General features: G+C 61.5%; 25 protein-coding genes and 2 pseudogenes. 19 read left to right on the forward strand and 8 right to left on the reverse strand.

Annotated elements, in window-relative coordinates; all coding sequences use genetic code 11:
• Positions 1 to 69: 69 nt before the first annotated feature.
• The 3 genes from VFE81_RS10490 to VFE81_RS10500 all read right to left on the reverse strand — a co-directional run bounded on the left by VFE81_RS10490 (position 70) and on the right by VFE81_RS10500 (position 5,902).
• Complete coding sequence (locus VFE81_RS10490; RefSeq protein WP_325044528.1) at positions 70 to 1,053, reverse strand: D-glycerate dehydrogenase; 984 nt, start codon at positions 1,051 to 1,053, stop codon at positions 70 to 72.
• Between the two features lie 129 nt (positions 1,054 to 1,182).
• Complete coding sequence (mdeB, locus tag VFE81_RS10495; RefSeq protein WP_325044529.1) at positions 1,183 to 3,894, reverse strand: alpha-ketoglutarate dehydrogenase; 2,712 nt, start codon at positions 3,892 to 3,894, stop codon at positions 1,183 to 1,185.
• A 1,054-nt stretch (positions 3,895 to 4,948) separates the two neighbouring features.
• Entirely contained in the window at positions 4,949 to 5,902 is a 954-nt protein-coding gene (locus VFE81_RS10500; protein ID WP_325044530.1) for an IS5 family transposase, read from the reverse strand.
• Between the two features lie 471 nt (positions 5,903 to 6,373).
• Between VFE81_RS10500 and VFE81_RS10505 the strand changes: the two genes are divergently transcribed.
• The 7 genes from VFE81_RS10505 to VFE81_RS10535 all read left to right on the forward strand — a co-directional run bounded on the left by VFE81_RS10505 (position 6,374) and on the right by VFE81_RS10535 (position 12,039).
• Positions 6,374 to 7,048, forward strand: coding sequence for a response regulator transcription factor (locus VFE81_RS10505; protein ID WP_325044531.1), 675 nt, complete (start codon positions 6,374 to 6,376; stop codon positions 7,046 to 7,048).
• A complete protein-coding gene (locus tag VFE81_RS10510) occupies positions 7,029 to 8,477 on the forward strand; it encodes a HAMP domain-containing sensor histidine kinase (protein ID WP_325044532.1) in 1,449 nt (482 codons plus the stop codon). The genes VFE81_RS10505 and VFE81_RS10510 overlap by 20 nt, the downstream gene beginning before the upstream one ends.
• 189 nt (positions 8,478 to 8,666) lie before the next feature.
• The gene (locus VFE81_RS10515) at positions 8,667 to 8,915 is read left to right on the forward strand and encodes a hypothetical protein (RefSeq protein WP_325044533.1); all 249 of its coding nucleotides are present in this window, start codon (positions 8,667 to 8,669) and stop codon (positions 8,913 to 8,915) included.
• Between the two features lie 526 nt (positions 8,916 to 9,441).
• Positions 9,442 to 9,762: a DUF4148 domain-containing protein gene (locus VFE81_RS10520; RefSeq protein WP_325044534.1), complete on the forward strand. Its 321-nt coding sequence runs from the start codon at positions 9,442 to 9,444 to the stop codon at positions 9,760 to 9,762.
• 387 nt (positions 9,763 to 10,149) lie between these two features.
• Complete coding sequence (locus tag VFE81_RS10525) at positions 10,150 to 10,443, forward strand: hypothetical protein (RefSeq protein WP_325044535.1); 294 nt, start codon at positions 10,150 to 10,152, stop codon at positions 10,441 to 10,443.
• Positions 10,444 to 10,579: 136 nt separating this feature from the next.
• Positions 10,580 to 10,822, forward strand: a complete 243-nt coding sequence (locus VFE81_RS10530; RefSeq protein WP_325044536.1) for a hypothetical protein — start codon at positions 10,580 to 10,582, stop codon at positions 10,820 to 10,822.
• A 395-nt stretch (positions 10,823 to 11,217) separates the two neighbouring features.
• On the forward strand, positions 11,218 to 12,039 hold the full coding sequence (locus VFE81_RS10535; protein WP_325044537.1) for a hypothetical protein: 822 nt from the start codon (positions 11,218 to 11,220) through the stop codon (positions 12,037 to 12,039).
• Between the two features lie 101 nt (positions 12,040 to 12,140).
• Here the strand turns inward: VFE81_RS10535 and VFE81_RS10540 are convergent.
• Positions 12,141 to 12,859, reverse strand: a protein-coding gene (locus tag VFE81_RS10540) for an IS6 family transposase (protein WP_325044549.1) whose coding sequence is annotated in 2 segments (ribosomal slippage) — positions 12,141 to 12,727 and positions 12,727 to 12,859 — 720 coding nt in all. Because the reading frame shifts where the segments join, the coding sequence is not laid out codon by codon here.
• Between the two features lie 53 nt (positions 12,860 to 12,912).
• On the opposite strand from VFE81_RS10540, the gene VFE81_RS10545 reads away from it, so the two are divergent.
• From VFE81_RS10545 to VFE81_RS10580, 8 genes are all read left to right on the forward strand, one after another.
• On the forward strand, positions 12,913 to 13,254 hold the full coding sequence (locus VFE81_RS10545) for a hypothetical protein (RefSeq protein ID WP_325044538.1): 342 nt from the start codon (positions 12,913 to 12,915) through the stop codon (positions 13,252 to 13,254).
• A gap of 24 nt (positions 13,255 to 13,278) precedes the next feature.
• Positions 13,279 to 14,454, forward strand: a complete 1,176-nt coding sequence (locus VFE81_RS10550) for a helix-turn-helix domain-containing protein (RefSeq protein WP_325044550.1) — start codon at positions 13,279 to 13,281, stop codon at positions 14,452 to 14,454.
• Positions 14,455 to 14,469: 15 nt separating this feature from the next.
• Positions 14,470 to 15,186, forward strand: a complete 717-nt coding sequence (locus VFE81_RS10555) for a hypothetical protein (RefSeq protein WP_325044539.1) — start codon at positions 14,470 to 14,472, stop codon at positions 15,184 to 15,186.
• Positions 15,187 to 15,251: 65 nt separating this feature from the next.
• On the forward strand, positions 15,252 to 16,520 hold the full coding sequence (locus VFE81_RS10560) for an MFS transporter (protein WP_325044540.1): 1,269 nt from the start codon (positions 15,252 to 15,254) through the stop codon (positions 16,518 to 16,520).
• An 85-nt stretch (positions 16,521 to 16,605) separates the two neighbouring features.
• Positions 16,606 to 17,943: an anion transporter gene (locus tag VFE81_RS10565; RefSeq protein ID WP_325044541.1), complete on the forward strand. Its 1,338-nt coding sequence runs from the start codon at positions 16,606 to 16,608 to the stop codon at positions 17,941 to 17,943.
• A 92-nt stretch (positions 17,944 to 18,035) separates the two neighbouring features.
• Positions 18,036 to 19,229: a metallophosphoesterase gene (locus VFE81_RS10570; RefSeq protein WP_325044542.1), complete on the forward strand. Its 1,194-nt coding sequence runs from the start codon at positions 18,036 to 18,038 to the stop codon at positions 19,227 to 19,229.
• A gap of 303 nt (positions 19,230 to 19,532) precedes the next feature.
• Entirely contained in the window at positions 19,533 to 19,757 is a 225-nt protein-coding gene (locus VFE81_RS10575) for a hypothetical protein (protein ID WP_325044543.1), read from the forward strand.
• Between the two features lie 15 nt (positions 19,758 to 19,772).
• On the forward strand, positions 19,773 to 21,032 hold the full coding sequence (locus VFE81_RS10580) for an MFS transporter (protein WP_325044544.1): 1,260 nt from the start codon (positions 19,773 to 19,775) through the stop codon (positions 21,030 to 21,032).
• 125 nt (positions 21,033 to 21,157) lie between these two features.
• Here the strand turns inward: VFE81_RS10580 and VFE81_RS10585 are convergent.
• From VFE81_RS10585 to VFE81_RS29040, 4 genes and pseudogenes are all read right to left on the reverse strand, one after another.
• Positions 21,158 to 21,976, reverse strand: a pseudogene (locus VFE81_RS10585) (transposase); the annotation flags it as partial.
• Positions 21,977 to 22,066: 90 nt separating this feature from the next.
• Positions 22,067 to 22,480 (reverse strand): IS66 family insertion sequence element accessory protein TnpB, encoded by a 414-nt coding sequence (gene tnpB, locus VFE81_RS28975; protein WP_414695574.1) that lies wholly within the window; start codon positions 22,478 to 22,480, stop codon positions 22,067 to 22,069.
• Complete coding sequence (tnpA, locus tag VFE81_RS10595; RefSeq protein WP_325044551.1) at positions 22,420 to 22,869, reverse strand: IS66-like element accessory protein TnpA; 450 nt, start codon at positions 22,867 to 22,869, stop codon at positions 22,420 to 22,422. The genes tnpB and tnpA overlap by 61 nt, the downstream gene beginning before the upstream one ends.
• Positions 22,870 to 22,952: 83 nt before the next feature.
• Positions 22,953 to 23,054 (reverse strand): annotated as a pseudogene (locus VFE81_RS29040) (IS6 family transposase); the annotation flags it as partial.
• Positions 23,055 to 23,551: 497 nt separating this feature from the next.
• Here VFE81_RS29040 and VFE81_RS10600 point away from each other — a divergent pair.
• From VFE81_RS10600 to VFE81_RS10615, 4 genes are all read left to right on the forward strand, one after another.
• Positions 23,552 to 23,734: a Flp family type IVb pilin gene (locus VFE81_RS10600; RefSeq protein ID WP_325044546.1), complete on the forward strand. Its 183-nt coding sequence runs from the start codon at positions 23,552 to 23,554 to the stop codon at positions 23,732 to 23,734.
• Between the two features lie 54 nt (positions 23,735 to 23,788).
• Positions 23,789 to 24,343: an A24 family peptidase gene (locus VFE81_RS10605; protein WP_325044547.1), complete on the forward strand. Its 555-nt coding sequence runs from the start codon at positions 23,789 to 23,791 to the stop codon at positions 24,341 to 24,343.
• Positions 24,344 to 24,365: 22 nt separating this feature from the next.
• Positions 24,366 to 25,424 carry a Flp pilus assembly protein CpaB gene (gene cpaB, locus VFE81_RS10610; protein WP_325044548.1) on the forward strand — a complete coding sequence of 353 codons (1,059 nt, stop codon included), beginning with the start codon at positions 24,366 to 24,368 and terminating at the stop codon, positions 25,422 to 25,424.
• 56 nt (positions 25,425 to 25,480) lie between these two features.
• The coding region (locus VFE81_RS10615) for a type II and III secretion system protein family protein (RefSeq protein ID WP_414695575.1) at positions 25,481 to 26,620 on the forward strand (1,140 nt) is incomplete at its 3' end.

Consider the following 26,620-nt stretch of genomic DNA (forward strand, 5'->3'; position numbering starts at 1 on the left):
CGTCTGGATGCTTCAAGTCAGGCATTCTAACGCATGGAGCGGCACGCACCCGGTGGGTGCGTGCCCTGTTCAGGCGTGCAACATCGCCGGGTTCAATGGCGAGGGAGGCTGTCCGGCACAGGCTCCGTAGCCCAATGCGGCGATCAGGTTGTCGACGGCGAGATCGGCCATCGCAAGACGCGTCTTCAGGCTGGCGCTTGCGATATGCGGCGTGGCCACTACCCGCGCGTTGGCAAGCAGCCGCGGACAGACAAACGGCTCTCGCTCGAAGACGTCCAGACCGGCGCCCGCCAGCCTGTTTTCGGCTAGCGCATCGGCAAGCGCGTCTTCGTCAACCAGACCGCCGCGTGAAATGTTGATGAGGGTGGCCGTCCGCTTCATCAATGCAAGCTCACGCCGCCCGATCGTATGGTGCGACGCGGCGTCGTACGGCATCGTGATCACCAGATGGTCCGAGAGGCTCAGCAGCGCCTCCTTGCTGCAGAATTGTGCGCCCTTCTCGTCCGCCAACGCGATCGGCGTCCGGTCGTGATATCTCACCGTCATGCCGAAGCCGTGGGCACGTTGCGCCACCGCTCGTCCGATGCGGCCCATACCGAGAATGCCGAGCGATGTGCCGTGAATGTCCACGCCGAGGAACATGTCGAGCGCCCATTTGTCCCACAGGCCGAGCCGCAACCAGCGCTCCGCTTCGCCCGTGCGGCGCGCGGTCGCCATCAGGAGTGCCCAGCCGAAATCGGCAGTGGTTTCGGTCAGCACGTCCGGCGTATTTGTCGCGACCACGCCGGCCGCCGACAGCGCCGCCAGATCGAGGTTGTTGTAGCCAACGGCAATATTCGCAACGGCTCGTAGCGACGGACACGCCTGGACAAGCGGCGCGTTGATGATTTCCGTCGCGCTCACAAGTGCTCCGACCTTGCCCTGAAGACGCGTGCGCAATTCGTCAGGCGCATAGATGTAGTCCGCATCGTTGCTTTCAACGTCGAAGTGTTCCTGCAGGCGTCCCACGATGGACGGAAACACCTTGCGGGTAATCAGGATCTTTTCTTTCACACCAGTTTCCTTGGCAGTCGATAGAAGACGCGGCGGTCCGTTCGAGGCAGCATGACCCCGAAGCCGCCAACGTCGTTGAAATCGCCGAAATCCGGCGTGTTGAATTCGCGGACTCTCCTGCTCGCCGCGCTAGACCGTCGCCGGATTCGGCTTGTTCGCGTCGATGCCGTACCGGCGCAGCGCGTCGCTCACCACCGATGGCGGCAGCACGCCCTGATCGGCGAGCGCGCGCAACGATGTCACGCAGATGTAGGCGCGGTCGACCTCAAAGAAGCGCCGCAATGAAGCACGATTGTCGCTTCGGCCGAACCCGTCGGTACCCAGAACCGAGAACGGCGCATCGAGGTAAGGGGCGATCAGCTGCGGATACGCCCGCACATAGTCGGTGGCCGCGATCACCGGTTGCGTGCCTGTCAGCATCGTTTCGAGGTGGCTCGGCGCAGCGGCCGCATCCGGATGATGCAAACGCTGGCGGGCAGTCTCGCGCGCATTGCGTTCAAGTTCAGAAAAGCTCGTTACGCTGAACACTTCGCTTTCGATCTGCCAGTCGTCGGCGAGGAGTTGCGCGGCGGCCTCCACCTCGCGCAGAATGGTGCCGCTGCCGAGCAGACGAACCTTGCCGCGCGGCTGAACCGGTTGCACGTTCGCACGGCGATACATTCCGCGCACGATATCTTCCCTGACACCCTCCGGCATGGTCGGCTGAGCGTAGTTTTCGTTCATTACCGTGAGGTAGTAGAAGACGTCCTCCTGTTGCTCCATCATCCTGCGCATGCCATCGTCGACGATCACAGCCAGCTCGTACGCATACGCCGGATCGTAAGCACGGCAGTTGGGAATCGTGGCCGCTATCACGTGGCTCGTGCCATCCTGGTGTTGCAGCCCCTCGCCCGAGAGCGTAGTGCGGCCCGCCGTCGCGCCCACCAGAAAGCCCCGCGCGCGCTGATCGGCGGCTGCCCAGATCAGATCGCCAATGCGCTGGAAGCCAAACATCGAGTAGTAGATATAGAGCGGCAGCATCGCCGTGCCGTGCGTGCTGTAGGACGTGCCGGCTGCGATCCACGACGAGATGGCGCCCGCTTCGGTAATGCCTTCTTCGAGAATCTGGCCGCCGACATCCTCGCGGTAGTACAGGATCGAACCCGCATCTTCCGGCTCGTACAACTGTCCCTGCGACGCATAGATCCCGACTTGCCGGAACAGACTCGCCATCCCGAAGGTACGCGCCTCGTCGGCGACGATCGGTACGATGCGTGGACCGAGAACATTGTCTTTCAGGAGTGCTGTCAACATCCGCACCATCGCCATGGTGGTCGACATCTCCTTGTTGTCTGCTTGCAGTGCAAACTGGGCGTGCTGCGCAAGCGGCGGCACAGCGACCGGCTCCGCACGTTTGCGCCGCGCCGGGAGATAGCCGCCGAGCGCTTCGCGGCGTGCATGCAGATAACGCATTTCCTCGCTGTCGTCCGCGGGCCGGTAGAACCGCATGTGCTCGAGATCGTCGTCCGTGAGGCCGAGCCGGAAGCGGTCACGAAACTCCTTGAGTGCCTCCACATCGAGTTTTTTCTGCTGGTGTGTCGTGTTTTGCGCCTCTCCTGCACGACCCATGCCGTAGCCCTTGATCGTCTTCGCGAGGATCACGGTCGGTTGACCCTTGTGTTTGCGCGCGGCGTCGAAGGCCGCATAGAGCTTGCGCAAATCGTGGCCGCCGCGGTTGAGCGCAGCGACATCGCCGGGTGTCATGTGAGCGACAAGCGACTTCAGCGCGTCGTTCTGCCCGAAGAAATGGTCAAGCCCGTACTGGCCGTCCTTCGCCTTGTAGGTCTGATACTGGCCGTCCATCGTCGACGCAAACGCGCGAAGCAATGCACCGGAATGGTCGCGTGCGAATATCGGATCCCACGCGCTACCCCACAGAACCTTGATCACGTTCCAACCCGCGCCGCGGAACAGGGCTTCCAGTTCCTGCACGATTTGCCCATTGCCGCGCACAGGCCCATCGAGACGCTGCAGATTGCAGTTGATCACGAAGGTCAGGTTGTCGAGCTTTTCGCGTGCTGCCAGCGGGATGGCGCCAATCGATTCGGGTTCGTCCATCTCACCGTCGCCGAAGACGCCCCACACGTGCCGCTCGCTCGTTTGGGCCAGCCCGCGATGTTCGAGGTAGCGCATGAAGCGCGCCTGGTACACGGACTGGATCGGGCCCAACCCCATCGATCCAGTGGGAAATTGCCAGAAGTCGGGCATCAGCCAGGGGTGCGGATACGAGCACAAACCGTTGCCACCCGTCTCACGACGAAAGTTCTCCAGTTGCTGCTCCGACAAACGCCCCTCAAGAAACGCACGCGCGTAAACACCCGGCGCTGAATGCGGCTGGAAGTAGACGAGATCGCTGCCCTGGTCAGTGCCGCCAGTGGTGCTTTTCGCGCGGAAGAAATGATTGAAACCGAGTTCGAACAGGTCTGCCGCCGACGCATAGCTCGAGATGTGGCCGCCCAACTCACCATAAGCCTTGTTGGCCCGTACCACCATGGCGAGTGCATTCCAACGCACCATGGCGGTAATGCGCTCCTCGATTTCCAGATTACCTGGGTAGGGTCGCTGACGCTCAACGGAAATCGTGTTGGCATAGGGCGTATTGCTCGGCACCGTCGTCGTCAGTCCCAACAGCGGCGCAGCATCGAGCAGTTTACGCAACAGGAAAAGGCCCCGTTCCTGCCCACAATGCACGACGACGGCTTCAAGGGCCTCGAGCCATTCGCGTGTTTCCTGCGGATCGTCGTCTGCAGGAATGGTGATTTGGCGCAAACACGTCTGGGGAGGAAGGGAAAGATTCGTCATCGCAGAGTCTCCATTTGTGATACTTATTCTATGGAAGCTCCGTAAAAATTTGATACCGCATTGCACGGCACGCAGCAGTGGATTCAGCACGAATGCGCTGTTGTTTGGTGTTTTCCGATTCAGGTATGCCGCGGACGCCGAAACCTATAGGCCGGGACCGAACCTCTTGGCACAATTCCGTCATCGTTGGCGGAACTAGGGCGACGGTGTTCCTCGGTCGCTATTTGTCCGTTGTGACGACCCACCCACCTGAGGCGTTGAGCTATCTGGCCGAACTACGCGACCGCCTGCTGAATCCGTTTCCCAGACACCGGCTTGCCGACATCGCGCGGAATCACGCGAAGAAAAAAGGAGTGTTGTATTGTGTTCCTTATCGCCTCGGCGCGTGTCGTCAAGCGGATCTCAGGCGTGCCTATCGTGCAACCGCGGTTAACGAACGGGCTCGACGTTGACGTGCAGGCCCGGTAATGCCGGCAGATTCCCTATCTTTAGTCGCAATTAGGGGCGCGGATGTATCTCGGTCCGATCAATAAAAAAGCCTAGGCGCTATAACGCGTCCGAAAAGCTCGAAGACGATGAGTAACTGTTCACCGACGACCGCAATATCGATGGAGGCCGCGACTGTGTCGCTCTTTTACCGCTCAACTGCCTGCAAGAATATTCACAGTGCTGCAAACTTTCTGTGGCTGCAATACTTTCACCGAGTTCCGTAGTTCGAGCCAAGATTCGGCGAGTTCGACAAGCTCGATTTTTAATCCTGGCAACAGCTGGAGGCGCTACGGCCCGGTCCGCCTGACCGAGGGCGACTGGCGAGCGTCACACGACATTCATCTAACAAGGCATCGCCTCTACCTGACTTCCTCCGACGGCCTCATTTGCCCGGAGGTGTCACCCTAAATAGGTTAAGGAAGGTCTGCACAACCCGCTTTTGAAGCGTTATCTTTCACATCCAGCGCAGCCTCGGCGTTCAGATCTTTGTCGGTGAGTGGTGCCAGGGTTTTACCGCGCGCCGGAGCGCTTCAACCAGACATATGGCCTTCATCGGCGCGGTGTTTCAAGCTTTGCGCAAAGCTCTACGCGCCATCCATAAATTGCCCAAAGCAAACAACTTGGTGATCTGGGCGATGTTCTTCATCAAACCACGATAGCGGGTCTTCGTGTAACCGAACTGCCGCTTGAAGATGCGAAATGGGTGTTCGACCTTGACCCGAATACCCGCCTTCAGGCGCTCGATCTGATCGTAGATCGCATCCAGCGAATCATTCAGATCCAGTTTCCTGCGCTTTGCCGGTCGCATTGCAACATGCCAACGAACCGCGTCAGCCTCACAACGCTTTTCGATACCCTGATACCCGGCGTCCGCGTACACATCCGTTTCTTCGCCGTGCAGCAACGCCTGGGCTACCGTGATGTCGTGCACATTGGCCGCCGTTCCAATGACCGTATGGACCAGGCCCGAGTCGGCGTCGACGCCAATATGCATTTTCATCCCGAAGTACCAGTTGCCACCTTTCTGCGTTGATTGCATTTCCGGATCGCGCGTGCCGGAGCCATTCTTTGTCGAACTGGGCACGGCAATCAGGGTGGCGTCGACCGCCGACCCAGCCTTCAGCATCAGGCCTTTGTCCGTCAGGATTTCATTGACCAGCGCCAGCATTTGCACCGCCAGTCCGTGCGTTTCCAGCAGATGGTGGAACCGGAGAATCGTGCTTTCATCCGGCAAGCGAACCATCCCGCCGTCGAGCCCCGCGAACTCGCGATAAAGCGGCACATCATAGAGTGCCTCTTCCATAGCAGGGTCTGACAAACCGAACCATTGCTGCATGAAATGAATCTGCAGCATCGTTGCAATCGGGAACGGCGGCCGACCGGTTTTGCCGGTGGGATAGTGCGGCTCGATCAGCGCAATCAGCTTCAACCAGGGCACAACACGTCGCATCTCATCGAGAAATTCCCGCTTGCGCGTGCGCTTTGTTGACAGATCCAGACCAAGACCAAGCTGCGTCATCACGTTGCTCCTCTCCAAATTCGCTCTGTTTCCAGGATAGCTCGGCTGCAGCGCAATGCCAGGACTTTTGCAGACCTTCCTTAACAGCCCCCTCGTCGATGATTGTCAACAGACCCTAGTCGATCTAACGACAGACCGTCACCGGACGACCTGGCGGGCGCATCGCTGTGCCGGCGCTCCAGTGCATCGACAGGTGATTCAGATTATCGTGATTGCGCGCTGGTTTCACGATCAATCCGGACCGATATCATGCGGTTAGCCGGCACTGCAATCATTGCGGAGATTCCGTATTCACCACGGGTTATCAAAATTCTCCAGGCCTCTTAAGTATCCCCATCGGTGCTGGTGCGGGCCGCGTCAGCAGGATCATCACTGCCGGCACCGCAGAATCGGGTCGTACAATGGTGGGCAGTTTTGCACGGCTCCGTCGAAACCGCCCCGGCCCGGGTCGGCGGCGAAAGGATCAGCGTCATGCGCATTCTGGTCGTTGAAGACGACAGAAAGATTGGCTCGTTTGTCATTACGGCGCTCCAGCAGGCCGGCTTCGCCGTCGACCATGCGGAGGATGGCGTGGGTGGCATGGAACTGGCACTGACCAGTCCTTATGACGCGGCCGTCATCGATATCATGCTGCCCCGGCTGGACGGCCTGTCGCTCATCGAGACACTACGACGCAGCAAGATCGCAACGCCCGTCATCATCCTCAGCGCCAAACGCAGCGTCGATGACCGGGTCAAGGGGCTGCAGACGGGAGGCGATGATTACCTGACCAAGCCGTTTGCGCTGGCCGAACTGCTCGCGCGTGTCCACGCGCTGATCCGCCGTTCCACCGGTACCTCGGAGCCGGCCGGCCTGATCGCCGGCGAACTGACGCTGGATCTGCTCACCCGCGAGGCGAAGCGTGGTGGTCGACGACTCGATCTGCAACCACGCGAACTTTCCCTGCTCGAATACCTGATGCGTAACGCGGGTCGTCCGGTGTCGAAGACAATGATTCTGGAACATATCTGGGACTACAGCTTTGATCCGCAAACCAACGTCGTCGACGTGCTGGTCTGCCGTTTACGAAACAAGGTCGACCGGGATTTTCCCGTGAGGATGATTCATACCATCAGGGGGGTAGGATATGTTCTCAAAGGCCCTTGATCCTTTTCGCAAAACGATCAGCTTCCGGCTCGCGCTCTGGTACTCGGCATTCTTCATTCTGAGCACGGCCTCACTCTTTGCGCTTGCATACTTCCTCCTCGCGTCCACCTTGCGACAGGATGACCGCGACGACATTGAGCAGCGGCTTCATCAACTGGCTGCCCAATATCAGGCAACCGACCTTGCGGGACTGAAAAAAGAGCTCGCTCTTGAGACACGGCGGCGCAAATCAAACTCGTTTTTTATCCGCATTGCCGGGCCTCGCAACATTACCGTCTTCGTTCGGAATCCAGATCAATGGACGGCGTTCGACGTGAGCCGGCTTGAGCACGTGCCGCTTGCCAACCCTGGCACTCTGATCCGGTTGCCGGCAAAACACGATGAGGCTGACCTCGAGCTTCTCAGTACGCGTCTGCACGACGGCACGATTCTGCAGATCGGCACGAGCACGGAAGAGCGCGATAGCGTCCTCGAACGCTTTGGACGGATCGTGAGCGGCGTGATGGTTCCCATGGTGGTCGTGGGTCTGCTCGGCGGGATGTTTCTCGCGCGGCGATCCCTGCGACCGGTTCGACAACTCATTGAGGCTGTCCATGCAATTGAGGCAGGGGCTATGGAAGCGCGGGTGCCGATCCACGACACCGGTGACGAACTTGACGAACTCGGCAAGCTGTTCAACAGGATGCTCAACAGGATCGCGGCGTTGATCCAGGGTATGCGTAGCGCGCTCGACAACGTCGCCCATGATCTGCGCACACCCGTGGCCCGAATCCGCGGCATGGCGGAGATTGCCCTGCGATCGGAATCCGGGCCCGACCGCTATCGGGACGCGCTGGCGGACTGCGTGGAGGAATCGGATCAGCTACTCCAGATGCTTAACACGTTGATGGACATTTCCGAGGCAGAAACCGGCACGCTCAGATTGCACCTGGAGCCCGTTGACATTTCAAGGCTGCTGGCTGATGCGATTGACCTTTACCAGCTTGTCGCTGAAGAAAAGGCCATTGCCATGTCGCTCACCGCACCGCAGCTATGGATGGCGGCGGATCGCAACCGCCTTCGACAGGTCATGGCGAATCTGCTGGACAACGCCATCAAGTACACGCCTGCCGGCGGTCGGGTCGACGTGCAAGGGTACGTCTCGCAGGACATGATCGTGATCCGCGTCGCGGACTCCGGTGTCGGCATGACACCCGAGGAGCTTTTGAAAAGCTGGGATCGCCTGTATCGCGGGGACCGTAGTCGCTCGCAACGCGGCCTGGGACTGGGCCTTAGCCTGGTGAAGGCCGTCGTCGAAGCGCACAGGGGCCATGTCACCGCGACGAGCAGTCCTGGCCGAGGTTCGGTATTCACCGTCACGCTTCCCGTCGCCTCTTCCACCGGAAGTCCCTTCCCTTCGGGCGATCAGTCAACTCTTGCCAGGATGTAACGTTCGGGACAGGTCCCGGCAAGATTGAGCGCCCAATATTGTTGCTGTTGGGACCGCATGCGGACCGGTCCGGTGCGGAATCTGCAGCGCAGACGCATCGACATCGTTCAGCCCTGCGACGCAGAACCGTACAACCGCGGACGCAACCGGTCCAGCCGGGCAACGGGACCGAGGTCGAAGGAGATGCAGATGAACACCGGAGAAAAGTCGTTGCATTGGCTGGTCGACAAATGGCTCGCGCCGAGCCCGGCGATGCCGGCTCACGTCACCCAGTTCAGTCGCACGCATTCCAGCAGGGGACGTTATGTACGCGTCGAGGCATCGCGACTCGCCGGGTCGCTCGCCATCTTCTTTTTCCGGCATGACGACGGCTCGTGGTGCGTTTTCCCGCCCGAGATCGAACGGCCCGCCATGGGCGTTGGCCTGCGCACGCGGTGACGCGTGCCAACGCAGACGGCAATCGACCTACCATGTCTCGGGGCTGCGCGGACTGCGCGAGTCTCCGGGCGATGAATGGTCGCTTCCATTGCAAGGCGTATATCGCAAATCGATGATTGATTCGCGAACCTTGGCAACGCGCGGAACACAGCAGTGCTCGCCGCGGCAAGGCGGGCGCGGCGCGGTGGCAATTGAGAGCTATTGCGCAGCCAGTGCGACCATCGCCGTGGCGTACGCACGCTCGCCGACCTTTCTCACGCTCAGCATGCCGATGCTGCTGCTCACCGCTTTCAGCTTCAACTGTTCCAGTCGAGTGTAATAACGCGGTCCATTGCTTCCGCGCAATTCGCTCAACCTTACCCCGATGTAACGTTCGGGAAAGGTGCTAGCAATGTTGACCGGCCAATATGACTTTTGTGAAGCAGGCTTGGCGGTCCTCTGTCAACAGGTACGACGTACCGCGAACGGATTGCCGTGTGGTCACCGAGGCTGTCCGTATCGGTAGAAATAGTGGAGGTTCGAAATCATGAAATTACTTATTCAGGCTGTTGTTGCCGCTGTGCTAGCGGCGCCGGTCGCCTCGTTTGCCGAACAGCCGAAAGCGCCGATGACCCGTGCACAGGTGCGCGCCGAACTGGTCCAGCTGGAGAGGGCCGGCTACAATCCGGCAAAACGCGACGACGCTATCTATCCAGCTGACCTTCAGGCCGCCGAAGCCCGCGTTGCTTCGCAGAACTACGTGGCGCAAGCGGCTTCCACAGGGGTGGGCGGAGTGGTGGGTGGTGTAACGCAGTCGGGTCGCCATGCCGCGGCTGCAATGGGGGAACCGCTGTACGGCCACCACTGATGCCCAGATCCGGCTTTTCTGAAACCAGTTCTTTGCGCACGGTAGACCAAAAGTCGGCGTGCTTTCGCAAACAATCGCGAGCGGCGGGCCGGTTTTCCAGGATCTGCAAACAACAGTGTTGTCGAGGTGTTGGCGAATCAATCGTGCGAAGTCGTTCATCGGTTCGACCTTCCGGCTCATAGGCACCCTCGTCGGAAGACGCTCGAGACCGTCCGCGCCCAGAGATTGCTTCCGGAGCAGCAGTGGGAGCCTGGCATGCGCCGCGTTTTCCGCAACAGGCTATGAGCCCCGTGCGTCAGTCGACCGGATCAGTTCAGCGTGCGTTAAGGAACGCGGCTGGACAATGAGTACTAGTGTGGTCGTTGCCGCTTTGAAGGAGAACTTATCATGCGTACATTTTTCCAGGTTGCGCTCGCTGCTGCAGTATTTGCTACCGCTACTGGCACTGCGTTTGCCACTCCGTTCAGTACCTATATGACGACCGTGCATCTGCGTGACGGAAAACAGGTGGTGTGCGCGGTCAACGAACCACGATCGATGCAGCCGGCTGGCATGCAGACGCTCAGCACCCGTGAGCGCATCGAAGCACAAATCGATGCGACAGCCAGGTTGCGCAGGCACCTGGGCAACAAGAATCACTATCCGTCCGCTGCAACAGCACCGCGCATCGATTGCACGTAACCGCAACGCACAGCAAATGCGGATGGTTCGTGAGTTGCGCCATCCGCCTCTCCAGGTCCGCCCGACGACTTGCAACACAGACTGCACAACCGCAGCACGCACGTGTGTGCTGCGCACTGTTGCTCAGGAGCTAGACATGAAACGAATGATTGTCCTGACCTCTACCGCTATCGTGCTGATGGCAACGCAGGCACATGCGCAGACTTCCGCGCCACCGACAAACCCGCAGAGCCCGATGCAGAATGCCGTACAGCACTCGACGGCAGCGCAAGCGAGCAACACAGCGACACCAACCAACGGCTCGACCCATGCGTCCAGCAAGGCAGGGCATCACCGGCGCACCATGAACCAGCGGCGGAAGCTATACCGGCACCACTGATGCGGGCAATACACAGAGGTGGCCCACAAAGCCGGGTTGGCTCCCGCAATGAGGGTAAGCATGGTTCACGGTATTGCTCATTTTGACGGCCGGATCAGGCCTCCGTGACGTCAGCGTTCGCCTCTCCTGAGGTGCGATTTGCGCCGGTTATGCAGATATTGCTGCTTTGGGCAAAACCGGTTCTACACTGACATGCTCCGTGTTCTGCCTGCGGACCTGTCGATGCCCTGCATGAATCTGATCGGCAGCGTTTGTTCAGCGAGACTGAGCGTCGTGCGGTGAGCACCTGTTCACGGGGGACGCCAGGCCACCGCTTTCTGCGCCGATGCGGGCGTCACGGTTGGGCACCAGTATTGCTGCATCACGTTCCTGACACTATCCAGGGAGAATCCGACATGACGAGTAATGCGCGTAGCCTTGCTTTACAGGCTGTCAGCAAGGTCCCCGAGGTGACTCTCGGCTTCTGGGTCATCAAGATCGCCGCCACGACGCTTGGCGAGACGGGCGGAGACTGGGTGACGATGTCGCTGAAGCTTGGCTACCTGATTGGCTCGGCGATTTTTGCTGTCGTCTTCATCGGCCTCGTTTCTACACAGATCAAGGCTCGCAAATTTCACCCGTTTCTGTACTGGGCGACGATAGTCGCGACGACGACACTCGGAACGACGATCGCGGACTTCGCCGATCGGTCGCTTGGCGTCGGTTATCCGGGCGGCGTCGCCATTGTTTTCAGCCTGCTCATCGCCAGCCTCGCGATCTGGTATTGGGTCGAAGGAAGCGTGTCGGTTCAGAGCATCGCCACGCCGAGGATCGAATGGTTCTACTGGTGCACGATCATGTTTTCTCAGACGCTCGGCACCGCGCTTGGCGACTGGGTGGCGGGCTCCGACCGCGGCGGCCTGGGATTCGGGTACGAATATGGTGCGCTTATCTTCGGGGCCGGTCTGGCCGTTGTAGCTGCGCTCTACTTCTGGACGAAAATCTCTCACACCCTGCTCTTCTGGGCCGCGTTCGTCCTGACGCGCCCGCTTGGTGCGACCCTCGGTGACCTCCTCGACAAGCCGTTAGCGCAGGGCGGCCTGCACATCAGCCGGCTGTATGCATCCCTGATACTGCTTTGCTTCATTGTCGCCTGCGTCGCACTCATTCCACAGCGGGCCGCAAGAAGACGGGCGCGCGTTCAGGGATATGTCGCTCAGAAGACCGACAGTCAGTGAAACCGGCGCATCGATTGGCAAACGTCCGTCCATTCGTGCGCTTGATGGCTCTGTTGCAAATAGACCGCGTGGCCGAGAATTTCTGTATAATTTTGGATACCTTATCGCTCGAACAGCACAGCATTCCACACAGAGGGTGTAGTGGTATCGTTGAGTGCGGGAGCGCAGAGGTCGAACTGACCCTTGCGAATGCGATGCATCAACTCGATGCCTGAAATCGTGGTCGCAGCACTCCTGAACCGTTTGAAGCCAAGCATCACATTCGTTCTGGACTTGATGCTTCGATGGTCCTGTTCAATCAGGTTATTCAGATACTTCGATGAGCGCACCTTCGTTCCCTCAGGCAGCGGGCCGTCGGCGATCATCTCCCGCACGGCCCGGTGTGAGGCGGCATACCCGTCGAGCGTAATCGTCTCCGGTGGCTGGCCTCGATGCCGGATTGCCTTGCTGAAAAAGGTCTTTGCCGCAGCCACGTCGCGCTTTGCGCTGAGCATGAAGTCTACTGTTTGGCCCGCCCGATCCACCGCTCGATATAGATAAACCCATTTTCCACGAATCTTCAGGTAGGTCTCGTCAACACGCCAGGACCGGCCTGCCGGTATCGAAAACCGATTCCAGCGCTTGACGAACACCCCTGTAAAACGCTTCACCCAACGCATGATCGTCGTGTGCGCCAGCGACAGTCCCGCTCGGCCATCATCTCGACCAGATCGCGCAGGCTGAGCTTGTAGCGAAGGTACCAGCGTACGCACAGAATGATGATCTCCCGATCAAAATGCCGCCCATCGAACAACCCCTCCAGACCTTTCCGCTTGCTCATCATCGGTTACCAGTTCGTCAGGCTCACTACTTTAGCCGATTCGACGAGACCATTTGCACCAGAACCATCCGGTGCAGGGTATTCACGATAGGGCCTTTCGCGAGGATCTGTTCTACCGGTTGCATGTGGTGCCGATCCATCTGCCACCGCTCGCCGAGCGCATTGCCGACATCGTCCCGCTCGCTGAATACTTTCTCGGCCGCACCGGTGCGGTCAAGCGCCTGTCGGCGGATGCCGCTGCCCGGTTGATCCGGCACACGTGGTCGGGCAATGTGCGCGAACTCAGGAACGCGATGGAGCGCGTCGCGGTGATGGTGCGTGGCGAATCCATCCACGCGGCTGACCTTGCATTCCTCGACGAAGGTCGCATGCCACCGGCGGTCGTCGTCGACTGACCGGATGAAGCGCTGGCGACGGCACTGGCGCGACTCGAGGAGATGCTGATTCGCCGCGCGCTCGAGAGGAGCGGCGGCAATCGGGCCGAAGCGGCGCGGCGGCTTGATGTCAATCGGCAGTTCCTGTACGGCAGGATGAAGCGCTACGGGCTCGACGTGTCAGAAGACCGGACACCAGGTGTCAGGGAAACGGACAGTCCGGTTGACCAGCACGGCCGGAATTGCTGGAACGGCCCGAAAACCCGTGACTTGCTGTCTGGCATAGGCATTGCATTAGTTCCCTCACGAGTTGCAATTGTTGAGCTCATGAGGAGTAACGACATGAAGTCCCCCTGGCAATTGAACCTGATGTGTGCGTCGGTGATGCTTACCCTCGGCACGGCCGCGCTCGCACAGAACGCGCCTCCCCCTGCCCTTCAGCCATGGTCGGCCGCCGTCAATCAGCGCCCCCTGTATGACCCGCAACAACTCCCCGCCTATAAAGGTCAGCTTCGGCAGTTCACGCTGACTCCACGCGGCGATATCGACGGGCTGATCCTGAGCGATGGCACCGAGGTCAAGGTGCCGCCCGGTCTCTCCACCGAACTGGCCTACCTGGTCAAGCCGGGTGATCCCGTCACGGTGCACGGCTTGCGTGCAGCGGCGCTCCCGCTGATCCAGGCCGCTTCCATCACCGACAACGCGAACGGGCGGACCGTGATCGACAACGGGCAACCCGGCCCAAAGGGTCCTAAGGGTGGCGGTGGTGCACCACCGCCTCCACCGACCTTCGGGCCAGCCGGTGTCGGCGTGCCGCAACCGGGTATGGCCGCACCGGTCCCCGGCCTCGTCGAAGCACAGGGCAGGATCCGCATGACCCTGCACGGTCCGCAGGGCGAGGTGAACGGCGCATTGCTGGATGACGGCACCGTGCTGCGCCTGCCGCCGCCCGAGGCCTGGCGCTTCGCGGCTCTGCTGCAACCCGGCCAGACCGTGGTCGTCACCGGGACCGGCTTCGCCAATGCGATCGGCAAGGTGCTGCAAGTGTGGCAGATCGGCGCCACACGCGACCAGCTGAGTCAGGTCCAGATCCCGCCAGGAAAAGGCAAAGGCGGGGGCGGCGGCAAGAAAGGCCGGCGCGGCCCGCCACCGGTATTCGCCGGTTTCGCTCCGCCCCCGCCCCCCCCTGCTCCGGCCGTGGCTCCGTTGCAGCAACCGTAACCCACGAAGGGGGCAATGCGCCCTTCGCTGATTCCAGAGGGACAACTGGCCATGCATTGGCTCGACCCCGATCACCTGCCTGAAACGTCTGGCCACCTCGACCGGTTCCTGCTCAATCCGCACGGCGATGTTGACGGCATGATCCTGACCGACGGTACCGAGGTGCATGTCCCGCCTCACCTGTCTGATGCGATGTGCGCAACCGTCCATCCGGGCGACGCGATCAGGGTGCGCGGGGTGCGGCCACGCGCTGCGGACATGATTGCTGCGGTCGCCATCGAAACCGCGGACGGCACCCGGATCGTCGACAACGGACCGCCCGTTCATCACAAGAAAAAGAAACCGATCCCTGAGCACATCGCCAACGCCGGACGGCACCCGATGCAAGCGGACGGAATCGTTCAACGGGTGCTGCACGGACCGAAGGGCGAAGTGCGTAGGGCGCTCCTTGAGGATGGTCGGATCGTCCGATGGCCACCTCACGAGACCGATGCGATCGCCGGGTTGTTGGTACCGGGGAGCACACTTGCGATTCGTGGCGAGGGACTCGTGACCGGATTCGGCACGGTGATCGAGGTGCAAGAGATCGGCGCGTCGGCGGCCACGGCTCGTGCAATCAATGACAAGAAACCCGGAAAGTCGAAGAAACCCGAGAAGGGGGAGAAGCCGAAGAAGCCGTCGCACGACAACGCGCAGGAACCCGCGCACGAGCAGGGCGACACCGTCGACTAATCGGCGTTGCCTCGACGGGCGCGGGTGGTTGACTGCTTTCGCTAAATGGATCCCGGAGACCTCTGATGAAAAGCCGCACCGCGCTTGACTGGCTGAACTTCTCTCTCGCCGACGTCAAGGACGGCTTGGGGCCATTCCTCGCGATCTACCTGATGTCGAGCCAGCACTGGGACGCGACCCGGATCGGTGTGGTCATGATGATCGCGGGTGTTGCCACCGTGGTGGCCCGCCCGCCTTGCGGGGCGCTGGTCGACTGGACCACCTGCAAGCGTGGACTCATCGCTGTAGCAGCTGCACTGGTCGCCGGATTTACCGTGGTCATGTCGGTGTTTCCGCATTTCTGGCCACTCGCGATTGCGCAGACGGTGGTGGGCGCGTGCGACGCGCTGTTTCCGCCGGCGATCGCCGGCATCTCATTGGGCATCGTCGGCCGCCAGGCGTTCACGCGGCGGGTGGGCCGCAACGAGGCCTTCAACCACGCGGGCAACGCCTTCACCGCCATCGTGGCCGGACTGGCGGGCTACTTCATTGCCCCGGTGGCGGTGCTATGGCTGGTCGCCCTGCTGGCCGCCGTCAGTATCGGCGCCTCGCTGGCGATCAACGGCAGTGAGATCGACCATGTTCAGGCGCGCGGCGCTGACCACGACGATCCATCCGGGCCGAGCGGGCTGCAGGTCATCTTCGGCTCCAGACCGCTGCTGATCTTCACACTGGCGATCACGCTGTTTCACTTTGCCAATGCGGCGATGCTGCCGCTGCTCGGCGAGAAGCTTTCGCAAGGCAGCCACGGGACGGCAACGTTGTTCATGGGCGCCTGCATCATCGTCGCGCAGATCGTGATGGTGCCGATGGCGATGCTGGTCGGCCGCAAGGCAGACCGTTGGGGACGCAAGCCTCTGTTCCTCGCGGGCTTCGCCGTGCTGCCGATCCGCGGCCTGCTCTATACGCTCTGGAGCGATCCGTATTACCTCGTGTCGATCCAGATCCTCGACGGGATTGGCGCCGGCATCTTCGGCGCGCTGTTCTTCATCGTAGTCGCGGATCTCACGCAGGGCACCGGTCACTACAACCTCGCGCTGGGCGCGACCTCTGCCTCCTGGGGGTTGGGCGCGGCGCTGAGTAACCCGGTCGCCGGCTTCCTCGTCGATAAGACCAGCTATAGCGTGGCGTTCCTGTTCCTCGCAGCCATCGCGCTCGCCGCATTCCTGCTGTACTGGATCGCGATGCCGGAGACCCGAAGAGACGACACACCGGGACCAGACGCTGCGCCGACACCGCCGGACACCCTGGCCACCACAACCAGAGCAGCCCCGGCTGCCGCCACCGGGAACTGACGCCATGTCGCCTGACCTCCCGCCCCCCGTTACTCCTACTACTTTGGCTCCGCCGCAACCCACGGGACGGCGACCACGCGTTCGCGTGATCGGCTGGCTCAGCCTGGCAATAGTTGCGATCGCACTGATTGGTCTGATCGCTTACTTCTTGTGGAGGATCGATCCGGGTGCTGCACGTACCACCGCACTGGCGATTCGCCATTTTGCGCCGGAAACGGCAGCGATCGTCATCTTCGCCACGACCTACCTGGTTGTCGCCGTCGGCACGATCCCCGGCTTGCGCCTCGACCGTGCGGGCGCGGCACTGGTCGGCGCGAGCCTGATGGTGGCCTGCGGGATCATGACGCTCAAGGAGGCCTACCAGTCAATCGACTTCGACACGATCACGCTGCTGCTCGGCATGATGATTGTCGTCGCCAATCTGCGGCTCTCCGGTTTCTTCCGGCTGGTCAATGCGTGGGTGGTGACACGTGCACGCCACCCGGTCATCCTGCTGGCCGCGGTGACATTCGTATCGGGTTTCTTTTCGGCTTTCCTGGTCAACGACACGATCTGTCTCGTGTTGACGCCTCTGGTCCTCGGGCTCGTGACGCAGTTGCGGCGCAATCCGGTGCCCTACCTGCTGGCGGTGGCAATGGCGTCGAACGTCGGCAGCACTGCGACGATCACGGGGAACCCGCAGAACATCATCATCGGCAGCCTGTCGCAGGTTCCGTATGGGACGTTCGCGGCAACGCTCGCGCCGGTGGCCGCGATCGGTCTGCTGCTCACGGTGATCCTGATCGTGCTCGCGTTCCGTCGGGAATTCTGGACCCGCGACCGGCTCCATGCAGAACCGCAAGCGCCGCGTGCGAACCGGTCGCTGGTGATCAAGTCGGTGCTCGTGACGCTCGCTATGGTGGTGGGTTTCTTTGCCGGTCTTCCCTCGGCCAAGGTGGCCATCGTCGCGGGCGCGCTGCTGCTGCTCACCCGGCGTATCAAGGCCGACAAGGTCTACCGCGAGATCGACGGATCGTTGCTGATCATGTTCGCCGGGCTCTTCGTGGTCGTCGCGGGGCTCGAGAAGACGGTCCTGTCGCCCGAGATCATCGCGTCCGTGAGTCGCCTGCATCTCGACCAGTTGCCGGTCCTGAGCGGCATCACCGCTGTGCTGTCGAACATCGTCAGCAACGTGCCGGCCGTGCTGGTACTCAAACCCTTCGTCGCGCACCTCCAGAATCAGCAGCACGCCTGGCTCACGGTGGCGATGGCGTCCACGCTCGCCGGCAACTTCACGATCCTTGGCTCGGTCGCCAACCTGATCGTCGTGCAACGTGCACGCGCGCTGAACGTCGAGATCGGCTTCGGGACGTACTTCAAGGTGGGCGCACCACTGACCGTCCTGACCATCGCCGTTGGCGTGCTGTGGCTCACCTTTAGATAAACCTTCCAGAAATAGACGGACGGCCTCTGGTTGAACGGCAATCGTCGGCGCGACGCGAATTTCTGAGTTCATGATCATTGGAGGAAACCAGCATGCACATCACCCAACTCGCAAGGCGGCAGGCAAGCGCCATCCGACTCGACGAAGCCGGCATCCTCAGCTGGCTTCACTTCGGCGACCTCCACATCACCGAGGCGCACGAGCAGAACTATCAGGACTTCGTGGCGCTCGTCGCGCATGCGAACCATCACCTCGCCGGGCGGGTGAGCTTCGCCGTGCTGCCAGGCGACAACGTCGACAGCGGTAGCGAGGACGAATACCAGCTCGTGAAACCCATTGTGGATCGGCTGGCGATTCCGCTCTATGCGATCCCGGGTGACCACGACATGAAGACCGGCAGTCTCGACCTCTTCCGCGCATATCTGGAGCCCGAGCCCGTGCAGAGTTTCGTCTCCGGTCCGTACCGCTGCGTGTTCCTCAACTCGCTCAATTCGGGCGACAGGAAACGCTTCGGCTTCGGGCAGGTCCAGACCGTCTGGCTGCGTAGTGAACTGGAGGCAGCCACCCGGCAGCGTCAGCGCGCGGTCCTCTTCATGCATACCTATCCGAGCGAGCTGGGCGGCAGCGCGGCGGAGGTGACGGCATTGGTGCGGCAACACCGGGTGTTGATGGTTGACATGGGACATACGCACTACAACGAGATCGCCAACGACGGCCAGACCATCTATGCGACGACGCGCTCCACCGGCCAGGTCGAGGAAGGCCCGGTCGGGTTCTCGGTAGTCAATCTGGACAACGGTGTCGTCAGCTGGAAATTCAATCCGCGCGGTGACGCACCGCTCGTCATGATCACGTCTCCCGCCGACGAGGCGTTCATCGTTGACGCGACGCGCAAGGATCAGCTGGTTGCCGGCACCGTCGATATACGCACGAAGGTATTCGATCACGCCCGCGTGGTGGCCGCCACCTGCTCGATCGACGACGGGCTCCCGCTGCGCATGTCGCCGATCGGGACGGGCCCAGTCTGGCATTGTCCCTGGGAGACGTCGATGGTCGCCGACGGTGTTCACCATCTCACGGTGCAGATGGAAACCCTCGACGGCCGTCGGGGGACCGATGTGATCCGGGTGCGGACCAGCCAGTCCGGCCACTTTGCCCCCCCACTGCGCAAAAGCGGCGATGACGCCAACGCGATCGGCACCTGGCCGGAGAAAGGCATCCTTGGCACGCAGCTCGGACCGAACAGGAACGGCAGGAAGTGGCCGCCGCGGGGAGCGCCGAAATGATGCCGCTGGCGCATGCCGGCGCCTCGATGCTGGCCGCTTTCCTGGCCTCGCTGGTCGAAGGCGTCGAAGCCCTGACGGTCGTGCTCGCGGTGGGTACCGTGCGAGGATGGCGCTCAGCGCTAATTTCTCTCCGCTTTCGGTACGTTCTGGACGGGCGAGGGCATGGGCGCGGCGTGGCCCGGCGGCGACTGGTCGATCCTTGTGCTCATCGCGGCTTTTTTCGCCGTTGCCTTCGCCACCATCGTCTGGTGCCGACGTCAGCGCCAGAAGCATTCACGTCCAACTTTTAGCAGGTGACCGTTGATGATACGTACCCTGCAGGCCATCATCCGCGAACTCATCGGGCTGTTTGTCGATGACGGCAGTCTTGTGTTCGCCGTGCTGGGGTGGGTCGCACTCTGTGCGCTGGCCCTTCGTCACGTTGCACTCCCGCCGTACGGGCAGGCTGCGGTCCTGGTTCTCGGTCTCGCCGTGATTCTGGCCGAAAACGTCGTGCGCAGTGCCCGGCGGGGCCGCGCGGGATTCTGAGCGCCGGAGGTCGGGATGCGCTATCACGCGCCACTGGACTGGCTGAATTTCAGCCTTGCTGATGTCAGAGGCGGACTCGGGCCCTATCTCGGCGTCTTCCTGCTGACCCGGCAGCATTGGGACCAGGCGACCATCGGCGCCGTGATGACGGCGAGCGGCGTCATTGGCCTCGCGATCCACACACCGGTCGGCGCATTCATCGATGCCACCCGCTTCAAGCGGGGCATCATTGTGGTTGGCGTGGTGATGCTGGCGATCAGCGCGCTGGCGATTACGCGTTTCCCCATCTTTCCGGTCGTCGCGGCCGCGAACGCAACCATGGCCATAGCGGGCGCCATCTTCGGACCAGCGGTCGCGGCGATCACGCTGGGCGTACTCGGACAACAGGGGCTGGCCGCCCGTCTGGGGCGCAACGCCGCGTTCGATCATGCCGGCAACGTGTTCATTGCCGTGGTCGCCGGCTTCATTGGCTGGTGGTTCTCGCAAAGCGCGGTTTTCTACCTGGTACCGGTCTTCGCAGTGGTGGCCGTGACGGCCGTGCTGTCGATCCCGGCGCGGACCATCGATTATGCGCGGGCTCGCGGCCTCGATACCGATCGGCCCGACCAGCCGGACAGGCCGTCGGGTTGGAGCGTGCTGGTCGGATGCAAGCCGCTGCTGGTGTTCGCCGCCTGCGCCGCGCTCTTTCACTTCGCGAACGCGCCGATGTTGCCGATGGTCGGGCAGAAGCTGGCGCTCGCACATGCCGGGCGGGAGACCGCGTTGATGTCGGCCTGCATCATCGCGGCGCAGGCGGTCATGCTGCCGATGGCCCTCCTCGTTGGCGCGAAAGCCGATACATGGGGCCGCAAGCCGATCTTTCTGGCCGCGTTCGCGATCCTGCCGGTCCGCGGTGTTCTCTACACGCTATCGGACAATGCGTTCTGGCTGGTCGGCGTGCAGTTGCTCGACGGTGTTGGCGCGGGCATCTTCGGGGCACTGACGCCACTGATACTGGCCGATCTGATGCGCGGCACGGGTCGCTACAACGTCAGTCAGGGCGTGGTCGCGACGGCCCAGGGCATCGGCGCGTCGCTGAGCAATACGGTCGCGGGTCTCATTGTCGTGAAAGCCGGCTACAGCGCCGCCTTTCTGACGCTGGCGGGGGTGGCGCTGGTCGCGTTCACGGTCTTCCTTCTCGGCATGCCCGAGACCGGCGAGTCAGGGGGAAATGCGCCGCGCGCCCCGTTGCCAGGCGACGCGCCAGTCCGACGCACGACCGAAGCGGGTCAGTGACACACGACGTCGGGCTGTGGTGCAAATAGCGATCAACGAATCGGGTAGAGTGTCGAGCTGATCGATTTGAGGGGCCGCGATGAGCAGGCTGAGCTTGTAGCGTAGATACCAGGTAAGCGCTAGTTAAAGCAGGTGCTCTGGGCGGCTTTGCCCGGCTCCTTGAGCACCTGTACCGTTGTCTCGTCGCCGTGAATCAGCTGTTGCGACAGCAGTGTTGTGCGCAGCGCCTCGTACAACCGGCTGTAGTGCAGCTCAGCAGGCCGGATGATCCAGTTCGCCAGCGTGCCTCGTCCGACTTCGATGTCCGCGCGTGCGAGCGCATGGGCCATCCGGTACAGGGGCGTGACGTCAACGTATTTACCCGCAGTGACCGTGGCGATCATCGCCGCACTGGCATTGCTTCCCGGTAACGGCTGGGCGGGCATGGGTGCCGTGATCACCGGCGTGCGCTCCGCGTGACGCTCGCAGTGACGGCACGCGTATTTGAAGCGCACGTGCTGAAGCACGGAGGCCTTTACTTCGATATGCAACTGTTCGCTGAGCTCTTCGCCCATGCGGTGCAGTGCGTGCGCGCAGCACGGACATACCTTCGCGCTTTCGGGCAGATCGTATTCGATGCGCTGACGCGGCAGGTGCGCCGGTAACGGCTTACGTCCCGGCTTGCTTCCCGTGGGCACAGATGGATCCGGCAGACCTGTGTCGGGGAGCACAAACGTGTCGTCGGTGTCCATGTCGTCGGGTTCGCCACCGGCGATCTGCTCGGCCTCGTCGAAGACACGATCCTTGAGCTTCTCACTGCTCGGGGCAAATCGCCTGCTTTGCGCGAGACGGAACTGCTCTTCGAGCTGCGTGATCCGTTCGCCCAGTTGCCGGTTGCGTGACTCGAGTTCACGGATATAGGCCTGGGCGGCCGGCGGCAATCGGGAGAAGTCGTCCTCGTTCATGCCTCCACGATAGCGAAGTGTCGCCCGCGATGGGTTTACGGGAATTTGTAACAGTCCGGCCAGTTATTGCTGACGAGCGACGCCCGATGCTCATCTGGCGTGATGGTAAGACCGTACCGGATGGCGGCGCACAGCATCAATGTCAATTCCCTCCAGGAGCCAGTGCAACTGCTCGCTCGTCAGCTTGAATACGGTCTGCTGCCGGCGTGGCCATACGAAGTGGTCTTCCTCGAGGCGCCTCAACATCATCCAGAAACCGTTGCGATCGTAGAACAGCAGTTTGATCCGGTTGCGTTTGCGGTTGTGGAAGGCGAACACGGCGCGCGCAAACGGATCGAGCTGCATGGACTGCTCGACGAGCGTCACGAGGCTATTGATGCCGGCGCGGAAGTCGATCGGTTCGCGATGCAGGAAGACCTTCAGGTCCGCCTCGAAGCGGAACATCAACGCGCGCCCAATGCAGCGACCACCGCATTTGCGATTGCCACGTCGTCTGCTGAACATTCGAGCTCAAGCTTCACGCCGTTGGGCAGGTGAGCCGACAGCCGTGCCGGTCGTGTTGAGTGTGGTGAAACGCAGGATGAGTCCGCACTGGTGGCGCGGTGCGACGCGGGCGCGGACGCCATGACCGCTGTCGGCTCGTCGATCGCGACGACTGGAACAAACGCTGACGATGCGACCGCCACATCGTGCCTGATTAGGGGCCGGCCTTGTTCACGTGCCTGAACCCACTTATGCAGCTGGTTGGCGTTCACGCCAGCCTTAAGGGCGAGGCCCGATAGCGAGGCGCCCGGGCGCAGACAGGCTTCGACCAGTCGTCGCTTGTCCGCCGGGTCAAAGCTTCGCTTGCCGCCGACACCAACACGTGTCACGCGCAAGGGCAAAAAGCTCAGCTCATCTTATGTCATGGATTGCGTCCGCAAAGTTGGGTTGCGGACGCAATCGTGAGCCTGCTCAACAACGGAAGCTAGGTGTGCGAAATCGCGCGCTTACGATACCAGCGCACACAAAGAATGATCACGTCACGGTCAAAGTGACGGCCGGCGAACAGCCCGTCCAGACTCTTCAGCCTGCTCATTGCGGCCCCTCAAATCGATCAGCTCGACACTCTACCCGATTCGTTGATCGCTATTTGCACCACACCCGGCAGGCCTACACTTCGTTGTCTTTGCCATGCTCATGCTTGTACATGTCGCACCGATTATTCAAAGTTCCTAACACGCTCTAACGTTTTTACCGATTCGGCACGCGCAAACGTTACAACCCGGGTATACTACAACCTCGCGATCGATGTAATACTGACGCTTCGCCCCCCTTCAGCACTTCTTCGCCTGCCTCGAATTCTCAATTAAGTATTTTTCTCGCTATCAAGCTGGCGCATCGGAAGACGCTTATCGGCATTTTTTGTCGAAACTTTAAGCCTTAAAATACAGCACTTAATCCCGTCATATCGGTGAATTAATTCTTGACGTCCCGAGTACGATGAAATCACTTCCCATGGTGTCGATAGCATGTCGTGACATTCAAAAGGAAGCTTTCAATTACGGAAAAGGGGTGGGCAAAATGCGTCAGTTGATGAAGCGCTTCGCAAAGGACGAACGTGGCGTGAGCGCCATTGAATACGCGATCCTCGCGGCATTGATCGTCGGTGCAGTTACGGTCGGTGCAGTCACGATGGGTACGAACGTGAAGAACCTGTTCGTGAAGGGCAACGCGCAGGTGAACAACGCGGTGACCAAGGCTCCGGCGACCAACTAAGCCTGGGCACGGCGGTGCAATCGCACTGCACCGCCGTCACGAGAGCCTACATCCGTGTCTCCATTGATCCGTCTGCTCGCCAGCGTCGCGCTTTGCGCGCTCGCGGCTTATGACATCCGCCATCGCCGGCTGCCTACACGCCTTGTGGCAATCGTTGGAGGATTGTATTTCGTCGACGCGTTGTTCGCGGGCGACCCGCTTTCGCTCATTCTTTCCCATGGCGCAGTTGCGCTCACTGTGTTCGTGATCGGCTTTGGCCTCTTTGCGCTGCGCTGGGTCGGCGGCGGCGACGTCAAACTCGCCGCTGCAATTTTCGTCTGGACCGGCAGCGCGCTCGCGTGGCCCGTCCTGCTCCTCGTCTCCATAGCGGGCCTGCCGGTTGCCGTATGCAGCCTGCTGGCCGCCCGCTTTACCCGCCGCCGCGACCACGCTCTGACCCATCGAGCCTCCGGCAGCCTGAGCGCGCAATCCGCGGCGCCACGAAGCGACATTAACAGAATCGCCCACTGGTTCTCCGCGAAACGCGGCGTGCCTTATGGCGTCGCGCTCGCGCTCGGTGGTATGGCCGGTCTTTGGTTGCCCGTGATTTTCCGTTTGCCTCGTTTCTAAGCTTCCAGCCCGGGCCGCCGTCATGTCCAATACGTTCAAACTCCTGCTGCTCGTGCTTGCCGCGGGCCTCTTCGCGATACTCGCCCGAACGCTTTACCTCAACTCCGCCAACACTACCCCGGGACCTGTGGAAACAAACAGGATGATCCGTGCCGCGGCTGCGGACCTGCCCGAAGGGCTGCTACTTCGCGACAGCGATTTCAGTTGGCGCGCCGTCGCCAATGACTCCGTGCCAGCCGGTGCAATCGTTAAGGGCACTGAAGGCATCGAGTTGAAAGGCGCGCTGCTGCGTCATCCGATTGCGAAGGACGCGATCATCGTTAGCGCCGATGTCATCCCGGCGAATGACCCGGGCTTTCTGGCAGCCACGCTCAAACCGGACATGCGAGCAGTCTCGGTTGCGATCGACGACGTGTCAGGCAACGCAGGGCTGATCCAGCCTGGCGACTACGTTGATTTGTTGCTGACGCAACAACTTGACCGGCAGGACGCGTCACGCGACATGTCCATCACGAGTGAAACCGTTGCTCAGCGGGTCCGTGTGCTGGCGGTCGGCTCGCAGTTCCAGCGTCCTAAAGGCAACACGGACACGGATGCGCGCGCCACTGCGCGCACCGTCACGCTCGAAGTCACCCCGCATCGCGCCGAAGTCATCGCGGTGGCCGCGAAACTCGGCAGTCTTTCGCTCGCGCTGCGCAGTTTCGCGCGCACGGCGGTGGCCAACGCCGCCAGCGATGTCATTGAAGACGCGCCCGCCCCTGTCTATGCGGGGGATATAACCCACGCCGCGCGCGTGCAACGCGAGAATGCGCCGGCCGCGCCCCCGCCCGGGGCCGTGCGACCGATCCCGGCGGAGACGAGCGTGCAGGTATTCCGCGGTTCGGAAAAGACCTCAGTCGGCAACGGCGCTGAGCAGTCGACAACCGCGTGGAATTCAGGCGTGCCGCCCCTTCCTGGCATCTCCTCCCTGGCGGGCAGCGCTGCAAAGCAACCATCCCCTGTGCAACCGACCAAGGGGGGCGCCGGTGCGATGAAGCCGATTGCGCAACAGTATGTCGACGGCGTTCCGGTGCCGCAGTGAGAACCGCCATGATTGCCCTCCGATCTGAACCGATCGCTTCGCCGGATCTACCCGTCATGTTTTACTCTTTCACGGCACTGTCCGCCGCAGCCCTGCTGTCATTCACCGCGACGCTCGCCTGCGCAGCGGGTCCGGCTACCGTCCTCGCGGTGCCACGTACCCCGCTTTCAATGCAAACGTCCGCGCAACAACCGCAGCAACAGGTCACGAGCTATGAACCGCAATTGGCGGTCGCCGCTGGCAAAGGCGAAATGATCCGCCTGTCTGAACCCGCGACCGCCGTGTTCGTCGCGGACCCGGAGATCGCCGACGTCAATGTGCCGAATCCGCGCGCCGTCTTCGTGCTCGGCAAAAAGGCCGGCACGACTACTCTTTACGTGCTCGGCGCGAACAACAAACAGGTGTTGCGGCAGACCATTGTGGTGAGTCAGGACGTGACAACGCTCGATTCGATTCTGCGTGCCCGCTTCCCGTCCCTGCGGCTACAACTCGTCAGCGCACCGGGCTCGCTCATGATTTCGGGTGATGTGGCCAATGCGGCCGACGCTGACGCGATCGTCCAGACGCTCGCGCCGTACCTGAAGGAAAAGGAGACGTTGATCAATCGGCTGTCGATTCCCCGTCCGCAGCAGGTTCAGCTGCGCGTGCGGATTACGGAAATCGACCGCAATGTAACGCAGCAACTCGGGATCAACTGGAGCACGATTAGCAATTTTGCCGGCAACTTCTCGGCGGGCATATTTAGCGGACGTCAGATCCTGAATCTGAACACCACGCCGAACACGGTGAACCTCCCGAATAGCAACGCGTACTCGTTTCTGGGCGGCTTCAATACCTCGCATACGTCAGTGCAGGCGTTAATCGATGCGCTGAATCAGGAAGGCCTGATTTCCGTGCTGGCCGAACCAAATCTCGTGGCACTCTCAGGCCAGACCGCCAGCTTCCTGGCGGGCGGCGAGTTCCCCATTCCGATCCAGCAGCAAGACAACGCGATCACGATCGAATTCAAACAATTCGGCGTGAAGCTGGATTTCACGCCGACCGTCCTTGCCGACAATCACATCAGTTTGAAGGTACGGCCGGAAGTCAGCCAGCTCGATTCGAGTGCAAGCATCACGACGGGCGGCGTCACGATTCCGGGCCTCTCGGTGCGCCGCCTCGACACCACCGTCGAGCTGTCCAGTGGCCAGAGCTTT

The organism is Paraburkholderia sp., assembly GCF_035656215.1.
Lineage (GTDB): Bacteria > Pseudomonadota > Gammaproteobacteria > Burkholderiales > Burkholderiaceae > Paraburkholderia.